13 protein-coding genes are annotated in these 15,674 nt (G+C 66.5%); 4 read left to right on the top strand and 9 right to left on the bottom strand.

The window, feature by feature from the left end:
• Positions 1 to 49 precede the first annotated feature (49 nt).
• The gene (locus DIE22_RS01250) at positions 50 to 1,297 is read left to right on the top strand and encodes an aconitase X (RefSeq protein WP_124604155.1); all 1,248 of its coding nucleotides are present in this window, start codon (positions 50 to 52) and stop codon (positions 1,295 to 1,297) included.
• Positions 1,290 to 1,739 (top strand): aconitase X swivel domain-containing protein, encoded by a 450-nt coding sequence (locus DIE22_RS01245; protein ID WP_124604153.1) that lies wholly within the window; start codon positions 1,290 to 1,292, stop codon positions 1,737 to 1,739. Before DIE22_RS01250 ends, DIE22_RS01245 begins: the two co-directional genes overlap by 8 nt.
• A 215-nt stretch (positions 1,740 to 1,954) precedes the next feature.
• On the opposite strand, the gene DIE22_RS01240 is transcribed toward DIE22_RS01245, so the two are convergent.
• A complete protein-coding gene (locus DIE22_RS01240; RefSeq protein WP_124495794.1) occupies positions 1,955 to 3,037 on the bottom strand; it encodes an AraC family transcriptional regulator in 1,083 nt (360 codons plus the stop codon).
• 76 nt (positions 3,038 to 3,113) lie between these two features.
• On the opposite strand from DIE22_RS01240, the gene DIE22_RS01235 reads away from it, so the two are divergent.
• On the top strand, positions 3,114 to 5,147 hold the full coding sequence (locus DIE22_RS01235; RefSeq protein WP_124604151.1) for an NADPH-dependent 2,4-dienoyl-CoA reductase: 2,034 nt from the start codon (positions 3,114 to 3,116) through the stop codon (positions 5,145 to 5,147).
• 193 nt (positions 5,148 to 5,340) lie between these two features.
• Here DIE22_RS01235 and DIE22_RS01230 read toward each other — a convergent pair whose 3' ends face one another.
• On the bottom strand, positions 5,341 to 5,745 hold the full coding sequence (locus DIE22_RS01230; RefSeq protein WP_124604149.1) for a DUF2471 family protein: 405 nt from the start codon (positions 5,743 to 5,745) through the stop codon (positions 5,341 to 5,343).
• 204 nt (positions 5,746 to 5,949) lie between these two features.
• On the bottom strand, positions 5,950 to 6,843 hold the full coding sequence (locus DIE22_RS01225) for a LysR family transcriptional regulator (protein WP_124604147.1): 894 nt from the start codon (positions 6,841 to 6,843) through the stop codon (positions 5,950 to 5,952).
• An 86-nt stretch (positions 6,844 to 6,929) separates the two neighbouring features.
• On the opposite strand from DIE22_RS01225, the gene DIE22_RS01220 reads away from it, so the two are divergent.
• A complete protein-coding gene (locus DIE22_RS01220) occupies positions 6,930 to 7,715 on the top strand; it encodes an NAD(P)H-dependent oxidoreductase (protein ID WP_124604145.1) in 786 nt (261 codons plus the stop codon).
• Between the two features lie 10 nt (positions 7,716 to 7,725).
• Here the strand turns inward: DIE22_RS01220 and tssE are convergent, their stop codons facing one another.
• The 6 genes from tssE to tssK form a co-directional block, all read right to left on the bottom strand.
• The gene (gene tssE, locus DIE22_RS01215; protein WP_124495784.1) at positions 7,726 to 8,148 is read right to left on the bottom strand and encodes a type VI secretion system baseplate subunit TssE; all 423 of its coding nucleotides are present in this window, start codon (positions 8,146 to 8,148) and stop codon (positions 7,726 to 7,728) included.
• Positions 8,145 to 10,862 (bottom strand): type VI secretion system ATPase TssH, encoded by a 2,718-nt coding sequence (tssH, locus tag DIE22_RS01210; RefSeq protein ID WP_124604143.1) that lies wholly within the window; start codon positions 10,860 to 10,862, stop codon positions 8,145 to 8,147. Before tssH ends, tssE begins: the two co-directional genes overlap by 4 nt.
• A gap of 107 nt (positions 10,863 to 10,969) precedes the next feature.
• Positions 10,970 to 11,455: an Hcp family type VI secretion system effector gene (locus DIE22_RS01205; protein ID WP_006479553.1), complete on the bottom strand. Its 486-nt coding sequence runs from the start codon at positions 11,453 to 11,455 to the stop codon at positions 10,970 to 10,972.
• A 91-nt stretch (positions 11,456 to 11,546) separates the two neighbouring features.
• Entirely contained in the window at positions 11,547 to 13,376 is a 1,830-nt protein-coding gene (locus DIE22_RS01200; RefSeq protein WP_124604141.1) for an OmpA family protein, read from the bottom strand.
• Positions 13,316 to 14,071, bottom strand: a complete 756-nt coding sequence (locus tag DIE22_RS01195; RefSeq protein ID WP_185640519.1) for a DotU family type IV/VI secretion system protein — start codon at positions 14,069 to 14,071, stop codon at positions 13,316 to 13,318. Before DIE22_RS01195 ends, DIE22_RS01200 begins: the two co-directional genes overlap by 61 nt.
• Positions 14,071 to 15,420 carry a type VI secretion system baseplate subunit TssK gene (gene tssK / locus DIE22_RS01190; protein WP_124604139.1) on the bottom strand — a complete coding sequence of 450 codons (1,350 nt, stop codon included), beginning with the start codon at positions 15,418 to 15,420 and terminating at the stop codon, positions 14,071 to 14,073. The genes DIE22_RS01195 and tssK overlap by 1 nt, the downstream gene beginning before the upstream one ends.
• Positions 15,421 to 15,674 lie beyond the last annotated feature (254 nt).

The raw sequence follows: 15,674 nt of genomic DNA, 5'->3' as shown, positions 1-15,674 counted from the left end.
TGACGAAAGCGATCCGGAGCCACCGGACGAGACACGAGGAGCACCTCCCATGCTGCAGTTGAGCGAGCGCGACGACGCGATGTTGCGCGGCGCATTCGGCGACGGCGTCGCACGCGCGATGCGGATCGTCGCGCGCACGGCAGAGGTCATGTCGGCGCCGCACCTGATCGACATCACGTCCGCGCATATCGACGGCTGTCTTTACCACGGCCGGACGAGCCTCGACTTCGTCGAGTATTTCGTCGACACCGGCGCGCAGGTCGCGGTGCCGACCACTCTGAACGTCGGGTCGCTCGACCTGATCCATCCCGAGCTGTATCACGGCGACCGCATGATCCAGCGCGACGCGTGGCGCCTGATGGATGCGCACCTGCAGCTCGGCTGCGAATCGAGCTTCACGTGCGCGCCGTATCAGCTGGAGAAGCGTCCGCGCCTGGGCGAGCAGATCGCGTGGGCCGAATCCAATGCGATCGTGTTCGCCAATTCGGTGCTCGGTGCGCGCACCAGCCGCTATGGCGACTTTCTCGACCTGGCCGCCGCGATTACCGGACGTGCGCCGTATGCGGGGCTGCATGTCGAAGCGAATCGCGCGGCGCGGATCGTGTTCAACGCGCCGGACTTCGGCAACCGGCCGTCGCGCGACATCCATTTCGCGGCGCTCGGGTTGCTGATCGGCAGGATCGCCGGCGCGATCGTGCCGGCGATTGTCGGGTTGCCCGCGGACACCACCGAAGACGAACTCAAGGCGCTGGGTGCCGCCGCCGCATCGAGCGGGGCGGTCGCGCTGTTCCATGCGGTGGGCGTCACGCCCGAGGCGCCGACGCTCGACGCCGCATTGCACGGGCAGGCGGCGCTGCGAACGGTCGATGTCGCGATGGCCGATCTCGACGAGATCCGCCGCACGCTGAACCACGGCGCGGCCGGCGATGCGCTCGTCGCGGTCGCGCTCGGCACGCCGCATTTCTCGCTGGCCGAATTCCGCACGCTCGACGCGCTGCTCGATCGGTTCGACGGCAAGCCGAAGTGCGATTTCTACGTGAACACGAGCCGCTTCATCCTGTGGGAGCTGGGCGAGCTCGGGCTCGCCGACAAGTTCGACGCGCGCGGCATCCAGATCGTCGTCGACACCTGCACGTACATCACGCCGGTGATGAAGCAGCTGTCGGGCCTGGTGATGACCAACTCCGGGAAGTGGGCGTCGTATGCGCCCGCGAACATCGGCGTCACGGTCGCGTACGGCAGCATGCGCGAGTGCGTGCGTTCCGCGTTCGAAGGAAAGGTGCGATTCGATGACTGACACAACGATCGGGAAACTGACGGGCGACACGCTCGTACCGGGCAGCGCATGCGCAAGGACGATCGTGCTCGACAAGCCGCTCAGCTTCTGGGGCGGCTACGACTCGGGCGCGGGGCGGATCGTCGATCGCGGGCATCCGCAGGCCGGCGCGAGCCTGGCCGGCCGGATCATGGTGATGCCGCATGCGAAGGGGTCGAGTTCGAGCAGCAGCGTGCTCGCGGAAGCCGTGCGCAACGGCACCGGGCCGGTCGGGATCGTGCTGAAGGAGCGCGACCTGATCATCTCGATCGGCGCGATCGTTGCCGCCGAACTGTATGCGATCGCGGTGCCGGTGGTGTGCGTGACGGACGACGTGTATGACGCGATCGTTGCCGCGGCTGGCGAGGTGCGGATCGAGGCGGGTGAAGGGGGCGGCGGCGCGCGGATTGACGTCGGCAATTGACGCGTCGCGCTCGGCGTCCGTTCACCTCGGCGAGAGGCGGATCGATGCCGGTGACGGGGCGGCAGCGCGCATTGACGTCGGCAGCCGATGCGTCGGGCGTCGTTCCATTGACCCGGATCACACGAATGCGCCGCTACCTTCGGGTGTCCGGTGTGAGTGCTTTCCCTGCGGCAGGCGGGTCGCGCCAGCCGCCGCGCTTGCGCGAGCCTTCCCGCTTACTCGCGCGCCGGATTGCCGGCCGCTTCCCGATAAGCGCTCGGCGTCTGCCCGGCCCAGCGCCGGAACGCCCGCGTGAAATTCGCCGGGTCGGTGAATTGCAGCCGCTCGGCGATCGTCTTCAGGTCGAGGTCCGATGCCGACAGCAACTGCTTCGCGTCGCGAAACCGCGCTTCGTCGAGCAGTTCCCGATAGCTCGATCCGGCTTCCTCGAGCCGGCGCCGCAGCGTGCGCGTCGACACGAGCAGTGCATCGGCGAGCGCCTCCGGGCTCGAATAGTCGCCGGCCGTGCGCGCCAGTTCCGCGCGCACGCGCTCGACGAGATCGCCTTCCTCCTGGCGCACCTGCGCATACTCGCGCTCGACCTGCACGAGCGCCTGCCGGTGCGCGACTTCGTCGGCGAGCGGCAGCGGCCAGTCGAGCACCTCGCGCGCGATCCACAGCGCGTTCGCGGCGCAGCCGAATTCGACCGGCGGCAATTGGGCGCGGTAACGCGCGAAATACCCGGGCTCCGGCCACGCGAAGCGCAGCGTAATCGGCGGCGACGCGCGCCCGGACCACTGCGAGATGTTTTGCGCGAGCCCGGTCAGCACGAACTCGAACATCACGTGATGCTGCAGCACGGGGCTTGCCTGCACGCCGTGCAGTTCGAGCGTCGCGCCGTGTTCGTCCTCCGCATAGGTCAGCCGATATTGGCGGTTGCGCATCCGGAAGTAGCGCTGCGTGACGACCAGCGCGTCGCGGATGTCCCGGGCGGTCAGCGTCGCATAGCCGAGGAAGCCGTGCACGGTTGGCTTCAGCAGCAGCCCGAACGCGAGCCCGATGCCCGGATCGCCGCCGATCTCGATCGCATTGAGCACGAGCCGGCCCCATTGCGATGGCGCGACGCGCGCGTCCGGTTCGGCCAACACCGCGTCGCGCAGCCCGGTGCCCGCGCGCACCGCGGCCAGATCGACGCCGCGCGCGGCCAGCGCCTGCAGCAGCAGGCGTGTATAGGCGACCGGAATCGTCGGCCGGCGCAGCCCGAGGTGGTCCTTGCGTGGCGGAGAGGTCATGTCGTTTTGGCCGGAAATGACAAGCATTATGGCTGTTTGCCCCCTCACGTTCAAGGCGGCGCGCGGCCTACGATGGCACCTATCGCTTACCGGCAGGATCACCATGACGACCCCCTTTCCCCACCTGCTCGCGCCGCTCGATCTCGGCTTCACCACGCTGAAGAACCGTGTGCTGATGGGCTCGATGCACACGGGCCTCGAGGACAGCCGCAAGACGCTGCCGCGCCTTGCCGACTATTTCGCCGAACGTGCGCGCGGCGGCGTCGGCCTGATCGTGACCGGCGGCTTCGCGCCGAACGTGGCCGGCTGGACCAAGCCGTTCGGCGGCACGCTGATGACGTCGGCCGGCGCGCGGCGGCATCGCGTGATCACCGATGCCGTGCATGCGGACGACGGCAAGATCGCGCTGCAGATCCTGCATACCGGCCGCTACGGTTACCACCCGTTCGCGGTCGCGCCGTCGAAGATCAAGTCGCCGATCTCGCCGTTCGCGCCGCACGAACTCGGCGCGCGCGGCGTCGAGCGGCAGATCCGCGCGTTCGTCCGCTGCGCGCAGCTCGCGCGCGAGGCCGGCTACGACGGCGTCGAGATCATGGGTTCCGAAGGCTACCTGATCAACCAGTTCATCTCGATGCATACGAACAAGCGCACCGACCGGTGGGGCGGTTCGTACGAGAACCGGATCCGCCTGCCGATCGAGATCGTCGAGCGCACGCGCGAAGCGGTCGGGCGCGACTTCATCCTGATCTATCGGCTGTCGATGCTCGACCTGATTCCGGACGGCAGCGACTGGCGCGAGACCGTGCAGCTCGCGAAGGCCGTCGAGCGCGCGGGCGCGACCATCATCAACACGGGGATCGGCTGGCATGAGGCGCGCGTGCCGACGATCGCGACGTCGGTGCCGCGCGGCGCGTTCGCGTGGGTGACGAAGAAGATGAAGGGCGAGGTCGGTATTCCGCTCGTGACGACCAACCGGATCAACCGGCCCGAAGTGGCCGAGCAGATTCTCGCGGATGGCTGCGCGGACATGGTATCGATGGCGCGCCCGCTGCTCGCGGATGCCGAGTTCGTCGTCAAGGCCGCGCAGGGCCGCGCCGACGAGATCAACACGTGCATCGGCTGCAACCAGGCGTGTCTCGACCACGCGTTCAAGAACAAGATCGCGTCATGCCTGCTGAACCCGCGCGCATGCCACGAGACGGAACTGGTCTACACGCGCGTGCAGCAGCCGAAGCGCATCGCGGTGGTCGGTGCGGGGCCGGCCGGGCTCGCGTGCTCGACCGTGCTTGCGCAGCGCGGCCACCACGTCGACCTGTTCGACGCGGCGTCGGAGATCGGCGGCCAGTTCAACATGGCGAAGCGGATTCCGGGCAAGGAGGAGTTCGACGAAGCGCTGCGTTACTTCGGCCGCCAGGTCGAGCTGACCGGCGTGAACCTGTACCTGAACCACCGCGTCGACGCGAGCGACCTGATCGCGGGCGGCTACGACGAGATCGTGCTCGCGACCGGCGTGGCGCCGCGCGACCCGAAGATTCCCGGGCAGGACGGACCGAACGTGCTCAGCTATGTCGACGTGCTCGCCGGCAGGCAGCCGGTCGGCCGGCGTGTCGCGGTGGTCGGCGCGGGCGGCATCGGCTTCGATGTCGCCGAGTATCTGGTGCAGGACGGCGAGTCGCCGACGCTCGATCTGGACGAGTGGAAAGCGGAGTGGGGCGTGACCGATCCGGCCGCGACGCGCGGCGGCGTGACGCGCGCGCAGGTCGCCGCGCCGGCTCGCGCAGTGACGCTGCTGCAGCGCAAGGCCGCGCCGCTCGGCAAGGGGCTCGGCAAGACGACCGGCTGGATTCACCGCGCGACGCTGAAGATGAAGCAGGTGAAGATGATCGGCGGCGTGAACTACGAATTGATCGATGCGCGCGGGCTGCACGTGTCGTACGGCGAGCAGCGTACCGATCACGAACTGATCGAGGCCGACACGATCGTGCTGTGCACGGGGCAGGAGCCGCAGCGCGCGCTGCTCGCGCCGATGCAGGCGGCCGGACGCTCGGTGCACCTGATCGGCGGCGCGGAACTGGCGGCCGAACTCGATGCGAAGCGTGCGATCGATCAGGGCTCGCGGCTTGCGGCGCGGTTGTAACGAACCGCCCGTTCAGGTTTCGAAACGGAGCGCGTCGCGCGGTGGCAGCTTGCCTGCGCGACGGCTCGCGACGTTGCGTCCGATGATGCGTCATGCCGGGGCACACCGACAGCATGGAACGGATGTACCGCGTCGCCCCGCAACGTGGCGACGCGATTTCCGCGGATCGCCATCTGCCGCCGGCCGGCGTGCGTCAGGCCGCTTCGGCCCGTTCTTCCTCTTCCGCTTCCAGCATCGCCTTGACGATCAGGTAGACGGCCGGCAGGTCGTCGTCGTCGCGACGCCAGTCGACCGGCTCCTCGACGTCCGCGGCGACCAGCCGGCTGTCGCGCAGGCGAATGAACGCGTCGACGACCATCGGATCGTTGCGGCTCAGGAAACCGGTATTCGAGAACGCGAGTTCCTCGACGTTCAGCAGCGCCTGCCAGCTCATCGTGCGGACGGCGGCCGGATGGGTGCGGCGCCGCAGCCCGAGCGCGCGTTGCGCAGGGCCGCTGACGACACGCTGCAGGTCGACGACCGCCCGCTGCGCGGCACGCTCGAAGTGGACCGGGTTGAAGCCGGGTTGCTCGGGATCGAATGCGGATGACTGGAACATGGTCGCCTCACAAAAGTCCGTCCGTCATGGGTGACGGAATTCGGGTCAAATGATGCAAAAGCACTGTAAATATATACAGTGTTCGAGGCGGTTTCAAGTGCTGAATGCGCGTGGGTTCGTCGTAACCGGTTCGAGCGCGGCGGTGAGGGGGGTGGCCGAAGCACGGCATCCCTGCCGTTCCCGCGAGCGGCTTACCTGACACACTCACACCGACGCGGCGATCGTCTCCCGCAACCATCGATGCGCCGGATCGCGATGCACGCGTTCGTGCCACAGCATCGACATCTCGTAGCCGGGGATCTCGACGGGTGCTTCCACGACGCGCAGCGCGGGCGTGTTGCGCACCAGCCGCTCGGGCAGCATCGCCACGAGGTCGGTGCTGGCGACGGCCGACATCACGAACAGGAAATGCGGAACCGACAGCACGACGCGCCGCGCGGCGCCCGCTTTCGCGAGCGCTTCGTCCGTCACGCCGAAGAAGCCGCCGCCGTCGGGCGACACGATCACGTGTTCCAGCGCGCCGAACTGCGCGAGCGTCGGGCGCCGCTTCAGTTTCGGATGACCGGCACGGCCGGCGAGCACGTATCGCTCGACGAACAGCGGCAGGCGCCGCATCCCTTCCGGCGAACCCTCTGTCGTGTGGAAGGCCAGGTCGATACCGTTGCGCTCCGCGTCCTGCTCGATGCGCGGCGGCACGAGCTCGACGACGGCGAGCCGCGTAGCGGGCGCGGCCGAACGCAGCGCGTTCAGTGCGGGCAGGACGATCGTCGATTCGCCATAGTCGGTCGCCGCCACGCGCCATGTGTTCGTCGCGGTCGCCGGCTCGAACGGCGTGGCCGTCAGCACTGCGCGCTCGACCGCGTCGAGCGCGTCCCGCAGCGGCTCGCGCAGCGTTTCCGCGCGCGTGGTCGGCCGCATCCCGCGCGGGCCCGGCAGCAGCAGCGGATCGCCGAACAGGTCGCGCAGTTTCTGCAACTGCACGCTGACCGACGGCTGCGACATGTTCAGTTTTTCAGCCGCACGCGTGACGTTGTGCTCGGCGAGCAGGACGTCGAGCGTGACCAGCAGGTTCAGATCCAGTCGTCTGAGATTGTTCATGGCTATACCTGGAATGTCTGGAATTCATTTCCAATATACCTTAGGCGACGGCATCCTGCAGTCATTCAATCAACGGAGCAGTGAACATGAACGTGCTGATCGTCTATGCCCATCCCGAACCGCGCTCGCTGAACGGCGCGTTGCGGGACTTCGCGGTCGAGCATCTCGAAGCGGCCGGCCATGCCGTGCAGGTGACCGATCTGTATGCGATGAACTGGAAGGCCTCGTTCGACGCGCATGACGTGACCGACCGTGTGCCCGACGCACGCTTCGATCCGGCGCTCGATTCGAAGCATGCGTTCGAGACGGGCACGCAGCGCGACGACATCGCGCGCGAACAGGCCAAGCTGAAGTGGGCCGACGCGGTGATCCTGCAGTTCCCGCTGTGGTGGTTCTCGATGCCGGCGATCATGAAGGGCTGGGTCGAGCGCGTGTATGCGTACGGCTTTGCGTACGGCGTCGGCGAGCATTCCGACCGGCATTGGGGCGACCGTTACGGCGAAGGCACGCTGGCGGGCAAGCGTGCGATGGTGATCGTCACGACCGGCGGCTGGGAGTCGCACTACAGCGCGCGCGGCATCAACGGGCCGATCGACGACGTGCTGTTCCCGATCCAGCACGGGATCCTGTATTACCCGGGGTTCGACGTGCTGCCGCCGTTCGTGATCTACCGGACCGGAAAGATGAACGACGCGCGCTTCGACGAAACGCGCGCGGCGCTCGGCAAACGTCTGGACGAACTGTGGACCGCACGGCCGATTCCGTTCCGGCGGCAGAACGCCGGCGACTATGAGATTCCGGCGCTGACGCTGAAGGCGGGGATCGAACCGGAGAAGGTGGGGTTTGCGGCGCATCTGGCGCACGAACGCTGATCGCACGCGGTCATGACCGATCGACGCGCCGTTCGACGCGCAGGCGGCCCGGTGGTTCGAAGTAGGTGCCGAAGCGCACGAGTCCGGCGTTCTTCAGATGGCAGGTCATTTCGAAGCTGACCAGGATCCCGGGATCGCGGTTGTCGACGATCCCGATGTCGATCGAGCGGATGCGCGGCTCGTACTTCAGCAGCGTGGCTTCCATCTGCTGCTTGAGCAAGTGTGCCGACGCGGGCAATGCCTTGTAGATGTTCGTGAGGTCCGGCAGTCCGTAGTCGGGCAGGTGCTTGAGCGCGCCCGCCCGCGTATTGAGAATGCGGCGCACGTTCTGTTGCACGCTCAGGCATTCGAGCGTGCGGTCGTCGTAGGCGCCGATCGGCTCGCCGCCGATCTGGCCGAGCAGCATGTCGTAGAGGGAGGGGCCGGCGGTCATCGGTGGCTCGGCTGCCCGGTGCCGTCATCGATCGTGGCCGGGGCATCGACGAAATCGATCGTCAACGCGCCTTCCATGCCTGTCGACAGAAGGATTTGTCGCGGCCGGACACCCGACGCCATCCTTGCAAGCAATTCGCGCGAAACGACCGGCAGCACGCGCTGGTTCAGGAATGCGTCGACGCTGCGCGCGCCGGATTCCCGTGACACGCAGTACTGCGCGATCGATTCGATCAGATCGTCGGCACACGTCAGCGTCGCTGCATGTTGCCGATGCAGGCGTTCGGCAATCTTGTCCAGCTTGATCCGCACGATCGACGCGAGCGCCGCCGCATCGAGCGGCCGATAAACGAGCGTCTGGAAGCGTGCGAGCAGCGCCGGCTGAAAATGTGCGACCAACTGCGGATGGATCGCATCGCGCAACGCGGCCTGCGTGATCGACGCATCCTCGGCCGTCGCGTCGTCGATTTGCGTACTGCCGAGATTGGACGTCATCACGATCACGCAATTGCGGAAATCGATCTCGCGTCCCTCGCCGTCGCGCATCGTGCCGCGGTCGAATACCTGATAGAAGATGTCGAGCACGTCGCGGTGTGCCTTCTCGACTTCGTCGAGCAGCACGACGCTGTAAGGCCGCTGGCGCACAGCCTCGGTCAGAACGCCACCGCGTCCGTAACCGACGTAGCCGGGTGGCGAACCCTTGAGCTGCGACACCGTATGCGCTTCCTGGTACTCGGACAGGTTGATCGTCGTCAGCGCGGCGGCGCCGCCGAACAGCAGATCGGCGAGCGCGAGCGCCGTTTCGGTCTTGCCGACGCCGGACGGACCGGTGAGCAGGAACACGCCGAGCGGCGCATGCTCGCTTTTCAGGCCGGCTTTGGCCGTGCGCAGGCTTTCCGCCAATGCGCTGATCGCTTCGTCCTGCGCGACCACGCGAGAGGAGAGCGTCGCTTCCAGCGCAAGCAGGCTTTTCAGTTCGTCGTCGACGAGATTGCCGACCGGCACGCCGGTCCATTCGGCGACCACGCGCGCAATCGCTTGCGCGTCGACGTCGGCGGCGATCGTCGGTGATTTTCCCTGAGCTTCCGCCAGCGCGTTGATCGCATGGACCATGTCCGCCGGATCCGGCACGGGATCCGTTGTTCCGCGAAGCGTGCGCAATGCCCCGACAAGTTCGCGTTCCCGCGTGTACTGGCCGAGCAGTGTGCCAGCGGTGATGCGCATCGCATCGTGCTCCGTCTCGATGGCCGCGCGTCGTTCGGCGCTACCGGCGATTCCGGCGCGCGTGTCCGCATCGAGCGCGGCGCGCTCCAGTTCGAGCGCCGCCAGCGTCGCATGCGCCTGTTGCAGTTCCGCCGGCGGTACGTCGAGTGCCATCCGCACGCGTGCTGCAGCCGTATCGATCAGATCCACGGCCTTGTCCGGCAGCTGGCGCGCAGGAATGTAGCGGCGCGACAGGCGGACGGCCGCGACGATCGCCTCGTCGCGGATGTGAACATCGTGATGGGCTGCATAGCGGCCGGCGAGGCCGCGCAGCATCAGGCAGGCCGTATCGTCATCCGGCTCGTCGACCTTGACGACCTGAAAGCGCCGTTCGAGTGCGGCATCGCGTTCGAAAAATTCCTTGTATTCCGCCCACGTGGTGGCCGCGATCGTGCGCAACTCGCCGCGCGCGAGCGCCGGCTTGAGCAGATTGGCCGCGTCGGCGCCGCCGGCCGCGTTGCCCGCGCCGATCAACGTATGCGCCTCGTCGATGAACAGCAGGATCGGCGTTGCGGACGCTCGCACCTCGTCGATCACGTTTTTCAGCCGTTGCTCGAACTCGCCTTTCACACCGGCGCCGGCCTGCAGCAGGCCGAGGTCGAGCGTCAGGATGCGCGTATCGCGGATCGTTTCCGGAACACTGCCGTCGGCGACACGCAACGCAAGGCCCTCGACGAGCGCGGTCTTGCCGACGCCCGGTTCGCCGACCAGGATCGGATTGTTCTTGCGGCGGCGCGCGAGCACGTCGATCATCTGCCGGATCTCCCGATCACGCCCGAAGACCGGATCGATCTCGCCGCGGCCTGCCTTTTCGGTCAGGTCGAGCGCGAAGCGGGCGAGTGCGTCGCCGTCGGGCGAGCGCGACGGCGTCGGTCCGGCGGACTTGTCGGTGATGGGCGCCGTAGCGGCATTGCTGCGCCGATCGACAGTTTCCGGTGCCTTCGGCTGCGGCGCCGCCGTGTCATCGGCCGCGTTCTCGGACGACCGTCGCCCGAGCCGCGGCAGCACGCGCCGGATCTGCGCGCTGGAAACCGACAGCAACGGCCACGCGCGCTGTGTGCGCAGCACGTAAGGCGCTTCGACGATGGCTTGCAACAGATGTCCGGACCGAATGGTGCCGTCGGCGTCATCGGCTGCCGCATGCGTCCATGCGTCGTCGATCACCGCGGCGAGTTGCCGCGACAGCGCCGGCATGCCCCGCAGCGTACGCGGCATGCGATCGATCACATCGATCAATGCGTCCCATACCTCATCGATATCGAGATCGTAGTGACGCAGGATCGCCGGAATGTCGCCGTCGTCGGCTTCGATCAGTTTCAGCACCCAGTGCTCGACCGCGATTTCATCCGCAAGCCGGGTCTGGCAGAGACTGGCCGCGGCTTCGAGCGCGCGCGTGCAATGAGGATTGAGACGGCGAATGAGGCGGGAAGCGTCCGGAAGAGGCGGCGTCATGTCGGTAGCGGATGAGGAGGGAAGCGGGCGGGCGTGCGTCGATACCTGTACGGACGGGCGGAAACCGGCCACGCGAGCGTGCTGGATTCCGCCTGCCGGTCAGCACATCAGGAACGTTCGTTCCACGTGTCCTTGTGGATGATGTTGCCGTCCTTGTACGACCACGTGATCGTCTCGTAGCGCAGTTCGACGTCTTCGAGGTGGTTGTGCTTCTCGTAGTCCGGATTCTTGATGTCGAGCATCTTCGGTTTCACGGCGACGATCTTCACGTTGTCGAGCTTCGTGTTGAAGTACTCCTTTTCCTTGCCTGCATCGTCGATCTTGTACCACTTGATTTCAACCGACTTCAGCGTTTGGCCGCTCGTCACGGCCTTGTACAGATAAGGCGTCGACGCATCCGTTTCCTTCGTCAGCGTGATCGGTTTGTGCACGCGCGTGCCGGTGAGCTTGCCCGTATTGCCGTCGGTCGGGATGTGCACGCCGTGATCGAACGCGACAAGTTCGACGCTGCCCTCGCGGTCCTGGACGGTCACCGAACCCTTGATGTCCGCGCCCCCGTCATCCTTGAGCCACATGTATGCCGGAATTGCCATTGTTCACTCCTTCTTGGTACTACGAAGCGCCGGAATCGGAGTCCGGCGCCGACAAACCCGGGACAATTTCCCCCGGGAACCCAAACACGTATTACCTTGCGGCGCCCGGTACGGCGGCTGCCGGCGTATCGGGCACGAGCGTGATCTCGACCCGACGGTTTCTTGCCCGCCCCTGCGGCGTCGTGTTGTCGGCGATCGGTCGCGTGTCGCCGTAACCCTGGATCGCGAATTGTGTCGCCGGCAGGCCCGATGCGTCGACGAGCCAGTCGCGCACGGCGCTCGCGCGAGCGATCGACAGCGTCAGGTTGCGGTCGGGGCGGCCCTGGTCGTCGGCGTAACCCGCGATCAGCACACGCTTGCCGGGATGCGCCTTGATCAATTCGATCGCATCGACCATCGCGCGTGTGGTGCCGGACTTGAGCCGCGCGTTGCCGCTGTCGAACAGCGACATGCTGTCCAGCGTGACGACCGCGGGCGGCGGTGGGGGCGGTTCATAGGACGCGATCGCATCGTCGATCGCCGGCAGCAGTCGTGAGCCGCGATAGGTGCCGAACGACAGCCGGAGCGGAACACCGACGCGCGCATACCGGTCGAGCTGATCGCGGTCCGACGCAAGGGCTTTGAGGGCGTCGCGTCTCGCTGCATCCTGGGTGGCCGGGATGCGGTGATAGCGCTCGAGATGTCCGCCGATGCGGGTCATCAGCTTCTCGTTATTGTTCGCGGCACCCCAGGTCGCGACGGCGGCGGCACAGGCGGCGATCGCGATGACATGCGCGACCGCGGCCACACGCGGCGACCGCCACGCGCGGCGCGGCATCGCGTCGAGCAATGGTTGCGGCAGCGGCCAGGGTAGCGGCGACGCAGGCAGCGCGGCCGGCGAGATGCCTGTCAGCGAGCGCACCTCGCGCTCCCATGGTTTGCCGGGACCCGCTGCCGGACCATGGTCGATCCAGCCGGCGCCGAACGGCGGCCAGGGCGGCGCGGGCTGGCGGTGGTCCGTCAGCGGGTCGAACACGATACGGCGGGTCCAGCCGAGCATCGATCCGAGGCCGGCGGCACGTGCGGCGACTGTCCGGTCTCCGCCGGCGTGCAGTGCATCCGATTCGGCCGCATCGATTGCGGTGTCGAGGCAGCGCAAATCCGTGACCGGCGAACCCGTCGACATGCCGTACCATCGGACGGTCGATTCGCCCGTCGGCGATGCCGCGGCCGGTTCCGCATTCGACAGCCGTTGATAGATGGCGACATAGCCTGGCAGGTGCATGCCGAGCATGCGCGACGCGTCCGCAACAGCCTGCCGGATCACGCGCAGCGATTGCGACAGCGTATCGGTGTTCGCATGCAGGCCCGGCGCGACCGACAACACGATGCAGTCGGGCGCATGGCCGTCGCGCCACTGGCGGACCGCGACGGCGAGACGCGGAAGATCCTGGGGGCGATCGGCGCGCAGCCAGATCGCGCCGTCGCCGACATGAACGAAGCGCGCGGCCCGGCCGCGATCGAACAAGGCGGGAAGACCGTCGCCGGTTACCAGTGCGAGCGGCATCCTGGTGCGCAACGCGACCGGCAGGTCGGCAGTCGCCGCGCCGAGTTGTGCGATCACATGTACGTTTCGTTCGCGCGCGCGCGTCAATCTGCGCGAATGCAACCAGATGATCAGTAGCGACAGCGCGATGATGACCGCGGCCAATCCCCACACGACGCCACGGCCGACCGGCAACACCCCTATGCTGACTGCAAGTGCCAGTGCGGCCGACAGCGCGACGACCGTGCGCAGCGGATAGCCGAGGCCCGACAGAGCCGCACGCACGGCGTCGGAATCGGCGCGTGTTGTCGCAGCCGGGAACGAGGTATCCGGAATCACGGCCGCTTCGCCTGCCGGACCAGCGTTGCCAATTCGGCGTCGAGGATGCGGTCCCATGTGCACCACACGGCTGTTGCGATCACACATGCGATTCCCGCGATTGCCCATGGCGACAGACGCCTGAGCCGGTCGAACAGTCGTGTGTGAGAGCGATCGATGACGAAGTCCGACCGCGCGGCCGGTCGCAATCGATCGATCTGCTCGGTCAATGCGGCGATCAGTGCCCGACGTTTCGCCTCGCCGTCGTGGCCGTCGGCCGACGGGCCGGAACGGGTGGCGTAGCGGCCGCGAAACCCGAGGCCCAGCACGGCCGCATAGCACTCGAGCAGTTCGACGTTCGGCGCTGGTTCCCGCATCCGGTACTCGAGCCGTTCGTAGACGCGCGTTCCGGCATCATGCGTGCCCAGTCGCTCGACCTGCAGCGGTTTCTGCTCCCACTGGGCCTTGTCGGACGCGGTCAGATAGCGCAACGCGGCTTCATCGATCAGCCCGCATTGCGCGATGACGGCATCGTCGCGGACGTCGGCGGCAACGCCGCGAGCGTCGAGTGCCGTCGCGAACTGCGCAACCAGCTTCGCGCACTGTTGGCGCAATCCTTCATGATTGTCGACCAGGCCGCCGTTCGACAGGTGCGTGACGAGCAGTGCCGTGTCGCGCAGCAACGCACGTATCGAAGGCTGAGCGGTCGGGCCGGACGACGGATTTCGTGCAAGCAGTGCGGAATCGGGACGAGGGGAGACGATGGCATTCATCAGCGCAGCACCGCATAGAGTTCGATCGACGCGTCGGGGATCGACGCGGGCAGATAGACCTGACACGCGCGCGCGGCGATCATCCGCGCGTGTGCGGCGTCGTGCGCGTCGAGCGCGAAGTAGTGGTTGTCCAGCCGGACCGGAATCGCGCCCGGCACGCGCTGCACGGCCTTGAGCGGAATGCCTGCCACCGCGGAATTGACGATGTGCTCGACGTCGTCCGGTGCACCGATCTTGCACAGACGTGGAAACTGTTCGATCAACTCGAGTGCGGGCAGCGCCGCATTGACCGACAGATACCAGTCCGCCGCGCCTTCGACGATGCGCTCGTCCAGGAACTGGCCGGTCCATGTCGTCGGCGCCGTATGCGACAGTCCGATCGAGACGACGCGCGACGGGATGATCGCATCGAGCAGATCGCGGATCAGCGATTCGAGCGTCGCGAAGACGTCATGTGCGCCGGCGTGATCGTAGGGCGGAATGTCGGCCAGCGACACACGCGTCGAGAACGTGGTCAGCGACCCTGCCAGTTGGGCAAGCACCTGGTACAGACGATCGGTCGGCTGTGCCGGATGCGATGCGAGGAAGCGCAATTGTGGCCAGGCCTGATGAATGCAGTGCAGGAGCCAGAAGAGCTGGACGTCCGCGACACCGTACTCGGCCACCTGTTCGATGCGTTCGCTGCGGCGGGCGCCGAGCAGCGCGCTCTTCGCGGCGAGGATATCGGCAAGCCGGTGGATGCGTTCGATATGCAACGCATGACCTGATAGAGACAGACACGGCGGCACGTATTGACGATCGATCTGGAACTGGCCGCTCGTCGTGCGTGTCAGGCGCGCGATGGCGCATACCGTGTCGTCTGCGTGCGATTCGAAGCCGTACAGCAGCCGGACCGCGTGGCGCTCGGCGGCCACTTCGGCTTCACCGGTGCCGTTCAGGTCCGTCGCCTTCACGAATTCCCGATAGGTCCGTCTTGGCCGGGCCAGCGACGTTTCGTCGAAACGGCAGTTGTTGCCGTTCGGATCGGGCAGCGCGAGCGCGGCGAGCACAGCGACGGTCTGCGTGTCGGCGGGAATTTCCCCGAGCAGATCGCGAGCGGGCGGCAGCGTATCGGCGATGGTCGTGTCGATCGGCGTGCCGTCGGGAAAGCGCAGTTGCAGCCGCGTCAGCTTCAGGCGGCCGGATGCCAGTGCCTCTTCGTCGATGTCGACGTTCAGCGTCCCCCACGGCGACGCGGCAATCGCCGACGCTAACTGTTGCAACGCAAACCCGTTCCAGCGGTCCTGCTGCTGAAAGTGCTGCTGCGTAAGAATCAGTCCTTCATGCCAGAGCGGCTTTTCGATCCGCATGGTGTGGTCAATACCGATGTAGGAATTATGAGGCGCCGATTCTATACATCGTTTTCTTATTTCGTATACCCCTGAATTGGGCGAATCCTTGATAAGTGTTTCGATTAAATCGAGATATGGTGGATGGTAATTTTGAGATTTTATTGGGCGTGACTGGTTGGTGTTTTGGAGGGTGGTTTTATTGAGATTTTATGGTTTGGGAGGGTGTGTGAAAAATTCATTTAAATCAATTGTTTGGTGGATTTATATGGGAA

It is taken from the genome of Burkholderia sp. Bp9142, from assembly GCF_003853415.1.
Lineage (GTDB): Bacteria > Pseudomonadota > Gammaproteobacteria > Burkholderiales > Burkholderiaceae > Burkholderia.
Note: the sequence above shows the minus strand (reverse complement) of the source record. Positions and strands in the feature narration are given on the sequence as shown.